We start from the raw sequence: 15341 nt of genomic DNA, 5'->3' as shown, positions 1-15341 counted from the left end.
CCTTCCGATCTTCCGGATTGGGCAGTCGGATCGGCCGGGGGCCGATCGGACCGCCCAATCCGGAAGCCGGCGCGATCTCGCTGGTGGGTCGCGTCGACGGAGTCGGGTTCTCGCTGGTGGGCCGCGTCGACGGAGTCGGGTTCTTGATGGTGAGGTGGCTCGGGAGACGGTGCTTCACCGCGGGAGGAGTGCACGTGCGCGATTGCGGCCGTGGCGTTGGCCGGCACGGCGGCGAGGGGCACGCGGTCCTGGGGCCGGCGGGGGCCGGCGAGGGAAGCCGTCACAGTGGAGAGGTCGATCCGCAGGCGCTCGTCGTAACGCAAGTCTGCCGAAGGATCGTGCCAGAGGCCCTGTTCCTTCGCGTACTTTTCCACCGCGTCGACGTGGTCCGGCGTGCGGCCGGTGAGGCGCAGGTAGCCGGTCGTCGCGGCGTCGATGGGGAACATCGCCGCGGTGGCGCCGAACTCGGGGCACATGTTGGAGATCGTCGCGCGGTGCGCGAGCGGGATGCGCGCCACGGCGTCGCCGGTGAACTCCACGAACTTCCCGACCACGCCGTGCGCGCGCAGGGTTTCCACGACCGTGAGCACGAGGTCGGTCGCGGTGACGCCGGGGCCGAGTTCACCCGTGAGCTCCACACCGACCACGGGCGGCACCAGCATGCTCAACGGCTGGCCCAGCAGCGCCACCTCCGCCTCGACGCCACCGACGCCCCACGCCAGCACACCCAGCGCGTTGACCATCGTCGTGTGCGAGTCGGTGCCGGCGCAGGTGTCCGGGAACGCCCAACCGTCGCGGCGTTCCACCACGCTCGCGAGGTACTCGAGGTTGATCTGGTGCATGATCCCGGTGCCGGGCGGCACCACGTGCACGCCGTCGAGCGTCTCGCCCCACTTGAGGAAGCGGTAGCGCTCGGCGTTGCGGGTGTACTCGATCTCGACGTTGCGGCGCAGGGCGTCGGCCCGGCCGGAGACCTCCGTGGCCACGGAGTGGTCCACGGTCAGGTGACTCGGGATCCGCGGGCGCACGCTGCGAGGATCGCCCCCGGCCGCGGCGATGGCATCGCGCAGCGCGGCCAGGTCCGTGAGCACGGGCACTCCGTTGGTGTCGTGCAGGAACACCCGTGACGGCGAGAAGGCGACGACGTCGTGGGCCGCGTCGGACCCGCCGTGCACCAGAGCCGTGATGTGCTCGGCCGTGACGGTGTGGCCGTCCTCGTGCCGCAGCAGGTTCTCCAGCAGGATCTTGTGGCTCAGGGGCAGCCGCTCGGAGCCGGGGACGGCGTCGAGACGGTGCACCCGGTAGCTCTCGCCGCCGAGGTCGAGGCGGGCGAGGCTGCCGAAGCTGTCGGGTCCCGAGGTGGCTGCGGTGCTCGGCGCCGGGGTGTTCGACGCGGCGGTATTCGGCGCTGTGCTCAAGGCGCTCCTTCCATACAGCTTATAGGCTATAATAAGCTCGGAAGTGAGACCAGTGGCCCTGGCGGAGCGTCCGGGGCCCATCCGGAGAACCCCCGAGGAGCCCAGCGTGCCCACCCTCTTCGACCGCATTCTCGACGCGCACCAGGGCATCCGCCCGCAGGTGCCGGTGAGCACGCTCGAACGCAGCCGGCTGCTGTCGGACGAGCTCGAATGCGATGTGTGGCTCAAGACCGAGCACCTCATGCCCACCGGTTCGTTCAAGGTGCGCGGGTCGGCCAACAAGATCCGCGTGCTCGGCGAGAGCGCGAAGCAGACCGGTGTGATCACCGCGTCGACCGGCAACCACGGCCAGGGCGTGGCCCGCGCCGGCAACCTCGCCGGCGTCGGGGTCACGGTGTACGTCGCCTCCTACACCACGCCGGCCAAGATGGCCGCGATCCGGGCGATGGGGGCCGAGCTCGTGGTGGTCGAGGGTGGTGCGCTCGACGCCGAGCAGGAGGCGCGCCGGCAGGCGGAGCGCCTCGGCAAGCCGTACGTGGCGCCCTACAACGACCTCGACACCGTCGCGGGCCAGGGCACGCTCGGCGTCGAGCTGGCGGAGCAGGCGCCGGACCTCGACGCCGTGTTCATCTGCACCGGGGGCGGTGGCCTGATCGGCGGCACGGGCACGGCGCTGAAGCGGCTGAGCCCGCGGACGAAGGTCGTCGGCGTGTGGCCCGAGGCTTCCACCTGCATGCTCGACTCGCTGAAGGCCGGCGAGATCATCGAGACGCCGGAGTTCCCCACGCTGTCCGACGGTTCGGCCGGCGCGGTGGAGCCCGGCTCCGTCACGTTCGGAATCTGCCAGGAAGTGATCGACGAGACGGTCACGGTCACCGAGCCGGAGATCGCCCGCGCGATGCGGAAGATCGCCGAGGGGGAGCGCTGGATCGTCGAAGGCGCCGCCGGTGTCGCGGTCGCGGGCCTGATCCGCACGGCCGAGCAGTACCGGGGCAAGAAAGTCGCGGTCATCCTTTGTGGACGGAATGTGGCGCTCGAGACGTTCCTGGGCGCGATGGCTCTCGCGCAGGAGTGAGCCGGGTGGGGTGGCGGGCCGGCGGCTCGCCACCCGGGCCCTTCAACCGGGCCGCAGCCGCCCGGTCACTCCGCGACCACGGCGGCGGAGCCGTCGGAACGGGGATCGCTGCCGGCGGTGAGGGTGCCGTCCGGCGCGAGTGAGACGACGTTGGTGTGGCCTAGGAACTCCGTGCGCGCAGGGACTTCCCGCAGCGGGAAGCCGTCGGAGGCGAGGTCCGCCACGGTCTCGGCCGCGAGGTCGGCTTCGTGGTGCACGGTGTCGGAGGCCTGGCCCTCGGCCCGCGCGCCGACGACCCAGCGCGGCGCGCTCACGGCTTCGGCCGGAGAGTCGCCGGCGAGCAGCCGCAGCAGCACCTGCGCGTGGATCTGCGGCTGGCCGTGCCCGCCCATCGTCGAGTTCACCCAGCGGACGCGGCCGTCCTCGTGGGTGACGAGCACGGGCATCAGCGTGTGCTTGGGCCGTTTGCCGGGCGCGATCACGTTGGGGGAGCCGGGATCCAGCGAGAAGCTCGTGCCGCGGTTCTGCAGGATGATGCCGGTCTCCGGTTCCAGCACGGCGGCGCCGAAGCTGTCGAACACGCTCTGGATGATCGACACGGCGTAACCCGCGGAGTCGGCAGCCGCCACGCCCACGGTGTCGCCGCGGGGGATCGACGGAGCCGCCACCGGGTCGGCCGTGCGTGGGTCTCGCAATCCCGCGATCAGCTCGGTGAACCCGTCGTTCTCCACGTCCGTGGCGGCGAAGGCCGGGTCGGCCAGCAGGGTGTCGCGCACGCGTGTGCCGTCGTGGAACAAGCGGCCCAGCACGGCGGCCGGGGCCGTCCACGGAGCGGCGGTGAAGCCCAGCTCGGCCAGCGCCCGCACGGTCCGCAGCAGCGCGAAGCCCTGCGTGTTGGGCGGGCTGGTATGCACGCGGAAACCGCCCAGCGGTGCGGAAATCGCGGCCGTGTCCCTGGCCACGTACCCGACGAGGTCGGCTGTCGTGAGTGGACAGCCGAGGGCCCGCAGGCCACGGGCCAGGGCCGCGCCCACCGCGCCTTCGTAGAACTCGCCGGGTCCACCGGCCGCGATCGCGCGCAGCGAATCCGCGAGACGTGGCTGCACGAGCAGGTCGCCTTCGCGAAGGGACGCACCGAACACCGCGCGCGAGCCGGCGTCGGCGTCGAGGAGCGCCCGGTCCGTCACGAGCGCGGCGGCGAGCGAGCGCGCGACGGGGACGCCTTCGGCCGCGTACCCGATCGCGGCGGCGAACTGGGCGGACCAGTCCAGCGCGGCGCCGTGACCGCGCAGCGCCTCCCAGCCGCGTACCGCGCCGGGCACGGTGATGGTGTCGGGCCCGCGTTCCGGCAGCCGCTCGCCGTGGCGGGCGCGCAGCGCGGCGAGGTCGCGGGCGGCCGGCGCCGTGCCGGTCGCGTTCACGCAGGTGATCGAGCCGTCGGGGGTGCGCACGAGGGCTACGAGGTCACCGCCGAGAGCGGTGTTGTGCGGATAGACGACGGTGAGCGCCGTCGCGGCCGCGAGTGCCGCGTCGATGGCGTTGCCGCCCGCGCGGAAGGCCTGTTCCCCGGCGCGGGTGGCGAGGGCGTGCGGCGAGGCGATGGCGCCGGTGATCGGGGACAAAGCAGCTCCTTCTTCGCGGCGGGCGGGTGTGCGCGGCGAGGCCCGGGGCAGTCCCGGCCCGGCGGGGTAAGCTGCGGTCACTGTAGCAGTGACGACAGAAACGGCACTAGCTGAATTGGATACTTCAGAACCGCGCACCCTCGCGAGCCGGGTCAACCACGAGTGGACCCGGCTGAGCAAGACCGAACGCGTCGTCGCGCGGTACCTCGTCGCGTCGCCGCCGCAGCGGATCATGCTGGCCACCGCCGGCGACATCGGCCGCACGACGGGCACGAGCGACGCCACGGTCGTCCGCACCGCGCGCCGGCTCGGGTACGCCGGACTCCCGGATCTCAAAGCCGCGCTGGGCGAAAACTTCACCACGACCGCGCCACCGCAGATCAGCGAGCGCCTCCAGCTCTCCCGCACGGCCCGGGACTTCTCCGCCACCGCGGAACGGGTCCTGGATGACGCCCACGAGCGGATCACCGGGCTCGGCCGCAAGACCGACCCGGCCGCGCTGGCGAAGGCGCTGCAGCTCATCGCGCCCGCGGCCACGGTCTTCTGCTACGGCTGGGGCGTCAACGAGCTCAGCGCCCGCTACCTCGCCCTGAAGCTGAACCGCATCGGCAAGTTCGCGGTTTTCTCCGGCGCCACCGGCTTCACCCTCGCCGACGACCTGCTCAGCCTCTCCGCCCACCACGCCGTGGTGATCTTCGCGCCCGGCCGCGCCTTGCCGGAGCTGGAGCTGCTCGTGGCTCACGCCCGCGCTGCCGGGGCAGGGCTGATCCTCGTGACCGAGAACCTCGGCGAGGAACTCACCGGTGCCGTCGACGTCGTCCTGCGCGACGAGGCGTCCGCGGGCGGGCTCACCGCCGAACCGCTCGGCGGCATGCTTCTGGCCGACATGCTCGTACTCGCCACGATGGCCGTCGGGCGCGACCCCGCCGTCGACACCTACGAACTGCTCACCCGCCTGCGTCGCGAACTCGCCCCGGAAGCCTGACCCGTCCCCGAAGGAGAGCCATGCCCCTGATCGCCGACGCCATCCTCGACCAGGCGAGGGAAACGGTCACGCGTAACCTCGCGCCGACCCCGCTCCTGCCCTTTCACGCCGCGGGTCTCGACGTGCCGGTGTTCCTGAAGTACGAGGGCGCGCAGCCCACCGGCTCGTTCAAGGTCCGCGGCGGCGTCACCGCCCTCACCGCGTACGCCGCCGACGGCACGCCGGTCGTCACGGCGTCTGCTGGCAATCACGCGCTCGGCATCGCGCACGCGTCGCGGCTGCTCGGCGCGCAGTCCACAGTGGTCGTTCCCGAAGACGGTTCCCCGGCCAAGATCTCGGCGCTGCGCACCTACCCGGTGGACCTCGTGCTCGCGCCGGGCGGCTACGACGGCGCGGAGGCGAAGGCCCTGGAGCTGGCGGCCGGCGGGATGAAGTTCGTGTCCGCCTACAACGACCCGTACGTGATCGCCGGACAGAGCACCCTCGTCGGCGAGGTGGCCGACAGCTTCGGCGAGGACTTCACGATCGTCGTGCCCACGGGCTCGGGCGGGCTGCTGGCCGGCACGGCGCTCGGCGCCCGTCGCGCGAAACCGGACGTGCGCGTGGTCGGCGTCGAGTCCGCGGCGTGCCACGCCGTGTCCGCGGCGGTCACGGCGGGACACCTCGTGACGGTGCCGGTGGGGGACACCATCGCAGACGGGCTGGTCGGCAACCTCGAGCCGGGCACCATCACGCCGGACATCGTGCGCGAGGCCGGCGTCGAGCTGGTCGACGTCGACGAGCCCGCGATCCGCCGCTCGGTCCGCGAGTTCGCGCTCACGGCGGGACTGGTGGCGGAGGGTTCGTCGGCCGCGGCGCTGGCCGCGTTGCGTGAGGGCCTGGTCCCGCTCGACCGGCCGATCGTGCTCGTGGTGTCCGGGCGCAACATCGCCGCCGAGCTGCTCGCCACGATCCTCGCGGAGGGCTGAGCGGGAGTTCCGACTTTCGTGGGTGTGCCGGGTTTGTCCCGGGCCGCCACACTGTGCGTTGCGGGACGGTCACCGTCGGTCCGTCCCCCGACGCACCCGTGAGGAGCCCGATGAAGGTCAGGTCGTCGTGGAAGGCCGCGCTGGCGGCGGTCGGAGTGCTGGTGGCGGGCCTGTCCGGGGGTGCTGCCGGCGCCACGGCCGCCGTGCCCGGGTCCGGCGCGCCGGTGTTCTGGCGGGTGCCGGTGACCGCGGACCAGGTGGCGGGGCTCGCGCGCGCCGGGTTCGACGTCGCCGAGTCCGACCGCGAAGCCGCGTACGTCGTGGGGGACCAGGCCGTGGCCCGGAAGCTCCGGACGCTGGGGTATCAGCCGTCGTACTTCGACACCGTCTACAAGGACGTGCCCGCCGCGTCGGCGCGTGCGGCCGCGGCCGACACCTTCTACGGCGGCTACCGCACCGTCGCCGCACAGGAAGCGCACCTGACCCAGGTCGCCTCGGCGCACCCGGACCTGGCGACCGTGTACACGCTCGGCTCGTCGTGGAAGAAGACCAAGGGCCAGGGCGGACACGACCTGAAAGCCATCTGCCTCAGCAAGAAGCAGGCCGGCGACTGCACGCTGTCCACGACCTCGGCCAAACCGAAGTTCGTGCTGATGGCCCAGATCCACGCGCGCGAGATCTCGACCGGCGAGCTCGCGTGGCGCTGGATCGACTACCTCGCCAACGGCTACGCCGGTGACCCGACCGCGAAGTCCATTCTGGACACCACCGAGGTGTGGGTGATCCCGATCGCCAACCCGGACGGCGTGGACATCGTGGCCTCGGGCGGCAACTCGCCCAAGCTGCAGCGCAAGAACGCCGACAACACCCGTGGCGGCTGCTCCGGCACCAACGTCGGCATCGACGTGAACCGCAACTCTTCGTTCAAGTGGGGCGGGGACTCGAACTCGCCGTGCGCCGAGACCTACCAGGGCGCGAGCGCCGGTTCGGAGCCGGAAACCCAGGCGCTGGAGAAGTTCTTCCGCGCGATCTACCCCGTGCAGCGCGGCACCGGCAACAACGACCCGGCGCCCACGACCGCGCGCGGCACGATGATCACGCTGCACAGCTACGGCAACGACATCGTGATCCCGTGGGGCTTCACGCAGGCGACTTCGCCCAACGACGCGCAGTACCGCAAGCTGGGCGCGAAGTTCACCGCCTCCAACGGCTACCTCGTGGGCACCAACCGCGAGACCGTCGGCTACGACACGAGCGGCACGACCGACGACTTCACCTACGGCACCCTCGGCGTCGCGAGCTTCACCTTCGAGGTCGGTGCGTCGAGCGGCACGTGCGGCGGGTTCCTGCCGAAGTACTCCTGTGTGGACAGCACGTTCTGGCCGAAGAACAAGGGCGCGTTCATCACCGCCGCGCAGGCGGCCGCCGCGCCGTACCGGCAGTGAGTGCGGGCTACCATCTCCGTTCACTTCTGTCGTAACTCGGCACGAAGACGGTCCCGAGTCGGGAACCTCCGGGCGCTGACTCTGTGATCTGTGGCCGGAGTCACCTGGCGTGGCTCCTGACATGACAGAGGCAAACGGTCTACGGTTGGGTCATTCACCGGTAGTCGCCGACGCCGGGACGACCTGATCGGGGAAGATCCATGGCCGAACCGACCGTCTTCGTGCACGGGTTCCTCGACGACCACCGGGTCTGGGACGGGGTCGTCGGGGCGCTCCCGGCCGGCGGCGAGTACGTGGCCGTGGACCTCGCCGGCAGCGGCGACCGTGCCGCGGAGGCGGGGCCGTTCACCTACGACCGGTTCACAGCCGATGTGCTGTCCACTGTGGACGCGATCGGCGGCCCGTTCTTGCTGGTGGGCCACAGCATGGGCTCGGCCGTGGCCGAGCTGGTCGCGGCGGCCCGGCCCGAGCTGACCAGCGGGCTGGTGCTCGTGAACCCGGTTCCCCTGGCAGGCACGCGCCTGCCTGACGAGGCCGTCGAACCGTTCCGATCGCTGGGCGAGGCCGGAGCCGAGGCGCAGCGCACGGCGCGGGCGAACCTCTCGCCGAACCTGAGTGCCGAAACCTCCGAACGCATCGGCGCGGCCGGCCTGCGCCTGCGTCCCGAGGTGGTGCGCGCGTTCGCCTCCTGCTGGAACAACGGCGCTCCGGAAGGGCACGCGCCGAGCGGGTACCCGGGTCCGGTGCTCATCGTGCGCGGCGGGGACGATCCGTTCGTCACGGCGGACCTCGTGGCCGGCGCCGTCGCACCCCGCTTCGCCGCGCCCGTCACGGAGGTGGTCGCCGGCGCGGGCCACTGGACGCACGCGGAGGCGCCCGCCCGTCTCGCCGAGCTGATCGCGGGCTTCGCCGGCGGCCAGGCGCGCGGCTGGGCCGCGGGGTTCTCGCGCAAGACCGCCGACGCGTTCGGCGAGACGTTCGCCGAGGACGTGGTCCTCGAAGCCGGCACGCTGCTCGAACCCGTCGAAGGCCGGGAGAACGTGCAGCGCGTGATGGCCGCCGCCAGCGGGATCTACGAGTCGCTGAAGTTCACGCACCAGACCGAGTCCGGCGAGCGCACCTACCTCGAGTGGGAGGCCGTGGCGTTCGGCGGCGCGACGCTGCTCGGCGTCACCGTGCTGACCAAGGACGAGGCCGGCCGGATCGTGCACGCGGCCATCCACCACCGCCCGCTCGGCGGCGCGCTCAAGTTCTCCGCGGAGCTGGGCCGGCGCCTGCCCGACCTCGCGGCCGCCCACTTCCACCAGGAGGCCTGACATGACCACACGAAGCGACATCGAGTTCGCCGGCGAGGACGGCCTGACACTGCGCGGCTGGCTGTTCGTGCCGGACGCGCCCGGGCCGCGGCCCGCCATCACCATGGCCCACGGCTACGCCGGCGTGAAAGAACACGGCCTCGAACCCTTCGCCGAGGCGTTCGCCGACGCCGGGTTCGTGGTGCTGGTGCACGACCACCGCACGTTCGGCGCCAGCGACGGCACCCCGCGCCAGGACGTGGACCCCTGGCGCCAGATCGCCGACTGGCGCCGCGCCATCACCTTCCTCGAAGCCCGACCTGAGGTCGACCCGGAGCGGATCGGCTTGTGGGGCACCAGCTACGCCGGCGGCCACGCGATCGTGCTGGGCGCCACCGACCGGCGGCTCAAGGCCGTGGTCGCGCAGGTGCCGACGATCAGCGGTGTCGAGCAGGGCCTGCGCCGCGTGCCGCCGGACGGCGTCGCCGCGCTGGAGCACGCGTTCGCCGAGGAGGACCGCGCCGTCGGGCGGGGTGAACCCCCGCGCAGCCAGACGATCGTGAGCGCGGACCCGGCTGTGCCCGCCTCCTACCGCGCGCCGGACGCGGTCGGGTTCTACCTGCAGGACATCCCCGAGGGCATCTGGGAAAACCAGGTCACCGTGCGCTCTACGCGTGCTGCGCGGATGTACGAGCCGGGCGCGTGGGTCAGCCGCGTGTCGCCGACGCCGCTGCTGCTGGTCGTCGCGTTGAACGACACGATCACCGTGACCGACCTGGCGCTCACCGCCTACGAACGCGCCCTGCAGCCGAAGGGGCTCGAACTGATCCCGGGCGGGCACTTCGACCCGTACGTCGCCGAGTTCGCCCGCTCCAGCGCCGCCGCGCGGTCCTGGTTCGAGCAGCACCTGTCCTGAGGAGCCCGCCGTGCCGCAGCTTTCCCTCACCCGAGACGATGCCGAGGACGCGGCCGTCGCCGTGCTCACGCTCCACAACCCGCCGCAGAACCGCATCGGCGTCCCGATGACGACGGAGCTGGTGGCCGCCGTCGACGAGATCGCCGGCAGCGGCGCCCGGGCCGTCGTGCTGCGCGCCGACGGCCCCGACTTCAGCTACGGCGGCGACATCGTGCCGTGGGAAGGGCAGGACGGGCGCGAGCTGCGCGCGTCGTTCGAGCTCTTCCTGCGCGCGTTCAACGCGTTCGAGCAGCTGCCGGTGCCGGTGATCGCGGCGGTGCACGGGTTGTGCTTCGGCGGAGGCTTCGAGCTGGCGCTGCGGGCCGACGTGCTCTTCGCCGGCGAGTCGGCCCGGTTCGGCCACCCCGAGCAGACGCTGGGGATCGTGACGCTGCTGGGCGGGATCCACCGCGTCGCCGCGCGGGCGGGCCGGGCACGGGCGATGGAGTGGGCGCTCACCTCCGAGCCGGTGCCGGCGGCGGTGATGGCCGAAGCCGGCGTCGTCAACCGGGTCGTCCCGGACGAGCAGGTGTTCGCCGAGGCGCTGGCGTTCGCGCGCCGCGTGGCGCAGGGGCCGACCCGGGCGCACGCCGTGCACAAGGCGCTGCTGCGCACGTGGGAGGTCGGCGGCACGGCGGCCGCGGACCAGGTGCTGTTCGACCTCTCGATGCCGCTGTTCGCGACCGGCGATGTGCGGCGCGGCCTGGCGTCGGCGATCACCGCATACAAGGCGGGGCAGCCGCGGCCGGTGCTGACGTTCGACGGGCACTGAGTCGTCGGACCGCCGTCAGGCGACGCAGCCGAACGCCGTCCACCTGCGTCGGCCGGGGCGGAATGCCGGTTGTGTCTTGCGTGCAGCTCGGAGGCGGTATAGTCGAGCCGACAGAGTTGACGACGTGATGGCTCTGCCGGGAGGAGTACGGATGAACTGGCCGGCGACGGATCGCTACGAGCTCGAGGTGAGCCCGGGCGGGCTGGGTTTCGTGCACGACCTGCTCAACACGCTCTCGGCCGGCAAGCCCCGCGAAAAAGACCTGATCGCCGAGGTCGGCGACGCGCAGAAGTGGCTGGACAGCGCGCTGGAACGGTGGGCTGAGGCCACCGAACGCCCGGTCGAACGCGTCCAGTTGTCCGGCGACGACGTCGAGCGCCTGCGCGACCTGCGCGAGGAGCTGCGCGACTTCACCGACCACGACCCCGAAGCCGGCGCGGCCCTGCTGCACAGCGCGCCCGTGCTGCTGCAGCCCGGCGCCGACGGCTGGATCCGGCCCGAGCCTCGCGGCACCGGCTGGCGGCGCGTGGCGTCGATCGTGCTGATCGAGGTGCTGGAGGCGCAGCGCGCCGACCGCTGGCGGCGCCTGAAGACCTGCCGCAACAAGCGCTGCGCGGTCGCCTTCTACGACCGCTCCCGCAACAACAGCGGCGTGTGGCACAACGTGCAGATCTGCGGCAATGCGGTCAACCTGCGCGCCTACCGCGCCCGCCGGCGTACCCAGCAGAGCACCTGACCCGCGACGGGTGCCCGGACCTCGAGTCCGGGCACCCGTCGCGGTCAGTACGGCATCTCGTGGATGTCGGTGATCTGGTCGGCGGCGTTCACGGCGGCGTCGGCGAACAGCCCGCTGCCGCCGTACTGGCTCAGCACGCTCTGCAGCTCGATCCCGGTCGAGCACTCGGTCGGCGGGCATGTCTCGAACGGGAACCCGGCGGGGTCGACGGACTCGATCGTCGCGTTCGGGGCCAGCGGCAGCCGGTGCGGACCCGGCACGTCGACGAGGTGCGGGCCGGCCCCGCCGTTCGGCGCCAGCGTGACCAGGAAGAACTCCGCCATCCCGCTCGCGCGGTCGTAGCGGGTGAACCGCACCTCGAGGCTCTTGCCCGGGAACTTGAGCCCGGCGGCGGCCGCCGCCACCGGCTGCTGGGACTGGCCCGGCTGCTGGGCGGAAGACGACGGGGCCTGCGTTGCGGTCGGGGCGACGGAGGTGGACAACGGCGCTGACGGAACCGGTGCCGGCGGTGCGGCGGGCGCACCCGAGCACGCGGTGGCGAGCACCGCCGCCGAAACGGAAGCGGCGACGAGAGCGCCTCTGAACACGGTTGTCCGCGTCATGTGATCATTCCCCCAGGATTCGCGAAAAGCTTGCTGTCACGGGCAAAGACGGCTGTGTGCGCCCGGCGTTGCGGCTGTGATCAACCCGTGACTCACGGGTGCCCTCGCGGTGGCCGGCTGTCCGCTCTGTCCGGTGTGGACTGCGCCGGTCGGACGAGTCCGGCCACGGTTCCCACGCGCGTCGAGGAGTGTTCAGGTCGAGTTCGCCCTGAACCAGTTCCGCGACCGTAGGTTTCGGCCGTCCCACGCGCTCTCTCGCGCGTGCCGGCCGTTACCGGAGGTTCTCACCCATGTCCGATCTTTCCCGAAGAGGTTTCCTCGGCGCTGCCGCGGCGGTCACCGGTGCCGCGGTCGTCGGCGGTGGCGCGCTGGCCGCCACCGAAGCCGAGGCGTCGCCCCGGCCGCCCGTCCCGTCGAAGCGGTACGGCGACCTGCGGGACATCAAGCACGTGGTGATCCTCATGCAGGAGAACCGCAGCTTCGACCACTACTTCGGCTCGCTGAAGGGCGTTCGCGGCTTCGGCGACCGCTCGGCGATCACGCTGCCCGGCGGCAACTCGGTGTTCCAGCAGCCGACGACGGCGCCCACCACCCCGGCCGGTGGTACCCAGTTCCCGTGGAAGCTGTCCGACGCCAAGGTGTCGCAGTACCCGGCCAACCACCAGCCGCCCACCTCCGAGGTCGGCGCGCAGGGCTACGGCGGCACCTCGCACAGCTGGGACGACCAGCACGGCGCCTGGTACGGCGGCCTCATGAACGGCTGGTACTACGCCAAGGGCGGCCCGACCACCCTCGGGTACCTCGACCGCTCGGACATCCCGTGGCACTACGCGCTGGCCGATACCTACACGGTCGGCGACGCCTACCACTGCTCCGTGCTCAGCGCGACCGGCCCGAACCGCACCTATCTGTGGAGCGGTTCGATCAACGCCGCCAAGTTGCACGGCGATTACGTGGCCTTCAACGGCGGTGACGAGCTCGGCAAGCACCTGCTGTGGGAGAGCTACGCCGAGTCCCTGCAGAAGACCGGTTACAGCTGGAAGGTCTACCAGGGCTCCGACAACTACGGTGACAACGGTGTCGAGTACTTCGACACCTTCGCCAAGCTCGACCCGTCGCAGGGTGGCACGGCCGCGCCCGGCAACGTGTTCTACGACAACGGCGTGGCGATCGTCCCCGAGCCGCACACCGGCCTGAGCGCCAACGCCGACAACCTCACCGACGCCCTGCGCGCCGACGTGGTGGCGGGCAAGCTGGCGAAGGTCTCGTGGATGGTCACGAACCAGGCCTTCTCCGAGCACCCGGACGGTTCGCCGAACGACGGTGCCTACTACGTCAACAACGTCCTCGAGGCCCTCAACGCCGACCCCGAGGTCTTCAACTCGACGCTCGTGATCATCGACTACGACGAGAACGACGGCCAGTTCGACCACGTGCCGCCGCCCGTGCCCGCGCCCGGCGCCGACGAAGACGAGTTCTACCTCGAGGCCTCCGGCGCGCTCGCCAATGCCGGCCTCACCAAGCCGATGCCCGTGGGCCTCGGTTTCCGCGTGCCGCTGCTGCTGATCTCGCCGTGGACCCGCGGTGGCTGGGTGACCTCGGAGGTCTCCGACCACACGTCGGTGATCCAGTTCCTCGAGAAGTGGACCGAGGCGCTCGGCAAGACCGCGCACTGCCCGAACATCAGCGCGTGGCGCCGCAGCGTGTGCGGTGACCTCACCGGCTCGTTCGACTTCCACTCGCCGGTGTACGGCCTGCCGCGGCTGCCGAAGACCACCGTGATCGGCGACCCGGCGGGCGGTTCGTACCAGCCGCCGGTGACCACGAACAAGATGCCGAAGCAGGAGCCGGGCACCAAGAAGGCCCGCGCTCTGCCGTACCAGCCGAACGCGAACCTCGACGGGTTCACCACCTCGCCCGGCTCGACGCAGGCGAAGCTGTCGTTCAGCAACAACGGCAAGCACGTGCGCAAGGCCAGCCACTTCGCCGTGTACGACAACACCCAGGCGACCCCGTCGCTCAAGGACTACCCGGCGAAGTTCCCGGGCCAGTACACGGTCGCGCCGTCGAGCACGATCTGGGACAAGACCGTGCCGGGTGCGGTGCAGCTCGCCGGGAACCGCTACGACATCACGGTGGTGGGCCCGAACCGGTTCCTGCGCCAGTTCACCGGCGACCTCGACGCCGCCGGTCAGACCGCGAAGGTCACCGCCGCCTACTTCGACGGCATCCTCGGCTTCGGCTCGCGGCCGCGGCTGCTGCTGGAGCTGGAGAACAACGGTTCGCGGCCGGTCACCTTCACGGTGAAGCACAACCAGTACTCGGACGACCGCCCGAAGACCTACCGCGTATCCACGCACGGCCGCACGCTGCACTCGGTCGACCCGTTCGGTTCGGACCACGGCTGGTACGACGTGACCGTGACCCTGGACGGCGACAAGTCCTGGTCGCGTCGCTACGTGGGCCACCTCGAGGACGGTTCGGACAGCATCACCGGCTGACGCCGGAGGAATGGCAAGGGCGCGGGTGCGCGAGGGAAGGCTCGCGCACCCGCGCCCACACCAGGTCATCGCCCGGGCCCGCCGCGGCGCACCCGCCACAGCGGTGGAGTGCCCGTTTCTCGTGGCGGACTGCCCGAAGGACACGTGCGTTTCCCGGCCGCGTGTCACGTGGCCGCAACAGCCGGCCTCGGCTCAGCTGGTGATCTGGATGTCGGGCAGCTCGTCGAGCTTGCCCTTCGGCAGCTCCTCGACGGCTGCGAACACCTTCTTCTGGTGCTCCTTGATGCGCTCGTCGAGCAGCCGGCTCAGCTCGAAGGCGAGCCGGCCGGTCTGGCGGACGGTGAGATCGTCGACGAGCGGGTGGATCGCCGAGGTGATCACGATGCCCTCGGGGCTCCCGTCGGCCGCCTGCGAGACCCCGATCGAATAGACCTCGCGCGGGTTGGCCTCGCCGAGCACCAGGTGCTTGCGGATCTTGCGCAGCAACCCGTGCCACTCGAGCACCTCGCCCTGCACACCGGTGGCCTTCAAGTCGTCCTCGGTCAGGCCCATGCCGCGTTCGCCGGGGCGGAAGCAGCGCGCGTAGGAGTTCAGGGCCGAGACCCACAGCGATTCGATCAGCACGGGGTCGCGTTGTGCCTCGCCCCGTTCGAGCTCGACGACCAGGCGTTCGCAACAGCGCAGCGTGAACTGCAGATCGTCGAAGATCGCCGCGAGGTCGGCCAGCGCGAGCGCCAGCGGAGTCCTGAGCTGGCGCGCGTTCTTGACCGGTGCCGTGGGTTGGGACATCCCGGACGCTCCTGTCCTGCCGGCGGAAGTGTTGCGGCCATCACACCGCACCGCGGCACCGTTGCGTGTCTCAATGTGAAACAGCGTTGTCTGCCTCGGCTCCGCCGAGGCGTGCGAGATCGCCTTTGAGTCGGTGTTTCGTCGGGGCGGTCGGATCGGCCTGGCGGCCGATCGAACC

The 15341-nt window shown here is 71.5% G+C and carries 13 protein-coding genes; 9 read left to right on the top strand and 4 right to left on the bottom strand.

The genetic code is table 11. From position 1 onward, the window contains the following. On the bottom strand, positions 1 to 1418 hold a 1418-nt coding region (locus ABZU76_RS51130; RefSeq protein WP_354885665.1), incomplete at its 3' end, for an aconitase family protein. Positions 1419 to 1524: 106 nt separating this feature from the next. On the opposite strand from ABZU76_RS51130, the gene ABZU76_RS51125 reads away from it, so the two are divergent. After that, entirely contained in the window at positions 1525 to 2493 is a 969-nt protein-coding gene (locus ABZU76_RS51125) for a threonine/serine dehydratase (protein ID WP_354885662.1), read from the top strand. A gap of 65 nt (positions 2494 to 2558) precedes the next feature. On the opposite strand, the gene ABZU76_RS51120 is transcribed toward ABZU76_RS51125, so the two are convergent. After that, a complete protein-coding gene (locus ABZU76_RS51120) occupies positions 2559 to 4115 on the bottom strand; it encodes a gamma-glutamyltransferase (RefSeq protein ID WP_354885659.1) in 1557 nt (518 codons plus the stop codon). A gap of 115 nt (positions 4116 to 4230) precedes the next feature. Here ABZU76_RS51120 and ABZU76_RS51115 point away from each other — a divergent pair, with 115 nt between their 5' ends. The 7 genes from ABZU76_RS51115 to ABZU76_RS51085 all read left to right on the top strand — a co-directional run bounded on the left by ABZU76_RS51115 (position 4231) and on the right by ABZU76_RS51085 (position 11271). Beyond that, on the top strand, positions 4231 to 5100 hold the full coding sequence (locus tag ABZU76_RS51115) for a MurR/RpiR family transcriptional regulator (protein WP_354885656.1): 870 nt from the start codon (positions 4231 to 4233) through the stop codon (positions 5098 to 5100). 20 nt (positions 5101 to 5120) lie between these two features. Continuing rightward, positions 5121 to 6068, top strand: a complete 948-nt coding sequence (locus tag ABZU76_RS51110) for a pyridoxal-phosphate dependent enzyme (protein ID WP_354885653.1) — start codon at positions 5121 to 5123, stop codon at positions 6066 to 6068. A gap of 110 nt (positions 6069 to 6178) precedes the next feature. Beyond that, positions 6179 to 7513 carry a M14 family zinc carboxypeptidase gene (locus ABZU76_RS51105; RefSeq protein ID WP_354885650.1) on the top strand — a complete coding sequence of 445 codons (1335 nt, stop codon included), beginning with the start codon at positions 6179 to 6181 and terminating at the stop codon, positions 7511 to 7513. A gap of 200 nt (positions 7514 to 7713) precedes the next feature. Continuing rightward, complete coding sequence (locus ABZU76_RS51100; RefSeq protein ID WP_354885647.1) at positions 7714 to 8829, top strand: alpha/beta fold hydrolase; 1116 nt, start codon at positions 7714 to 7716, stop codon at positions 8827 to 8829. A gap of 1 nt (position 8830) precedes the next feature. Then, a complete protein-coding gene (locus ABZU76_RS51095) occupies positions 8831 to 9724 on the top strand; it encodes an alpha/beta fold hydrolase (RefSeq protein WP_354885644.1) in 894 nt (297 codons plus the stop codon). Between the two features lie 10 nt (positions 9725 to 9734). Next, positions 9735 to 10535, top strand: a complete 801-nt coding sequence (locus ABZU76_RS51090; RefSeq protein ID WP_354885641.1) for an enoyl-CoA hydratase/isomerase family protein — start codon at positions 9735 to 9737, stop codon at positions 10533 to 10535. Between the two features lie 151 nt (positions 10536 to 10686). Continuing rightward, positions 10687 to 11271, top strand: a complete 585-nt coding sequence (locus ABZU76_RS51085) for a CGNR zinc finger domain-containing protein (RefSeq protein ID WP_354885638.1) — start codon at positions 10687 to 10689, stop codon at positions 11269 to 11271. A 44-nt stretch (positions 11272 to 11315) separates the two neighbouring features. Here the strand turns inward: ABZU76_RS51085 and ABZU76_RS51080 are convergent, their stop codons facing one another. Then, positions 11316 to 11873 (bottom strand): hypothetical protein, encoded by a 558-nt coding sequence (locus tag ABZU76_RS51080; RefSeq protein WP_354885636.1) that lies wholly within the window; start codon positions 11871 to 11873, stop codon positions 11316 to 11318. A gap of 290 nt (positions 11874 to 12163) precedes the next feature. Between ABZU76_RS51080 and ABZU76_RS51075 the strand changes: the two genes are divergently transcribed. Continuing rightward, positions 12164 to 14374, top strand: coding sequence for a phosphocholine-specific phospholipase C (locus ABZU76_RS51075; RefSeq protein ID WP_354885633.1), 2211 nt, complete (start codon positions 12164 to 12166; stop codon positions 14372 to 14374). Positions 14375 to 14566: 192 nt separating this feature from the next. On the opposite strand, the gene ABZU76_RS51070 is transcribed toward ABZU76_RS51075, so the two are convergent. After that, positions 14567 to 15163, bottom strand: a complete 597-nt coding sequence (locus ABZU76_RS51070) for a hypothetical protein (RefSeq protein ID WP_354885630.1) — start codon at positions 15161 to 15163, stop codon at positions 14567 to 14569. Positions 15164 to 15341 lie beyond the last annotated feature (178 nt).

This window comes from Amycolatopsis sp. NPDC005232 (assembly GCF_040607795.1).
Lineage (GTDB): Bacteria > Actinomycetota > Actinomycetes > Mycobacteriales > Pseudonocardiaceae > Amycolatopsis.
This window is presented reverse-complemented; position numbering and strand designations above follow the sequence as displayed.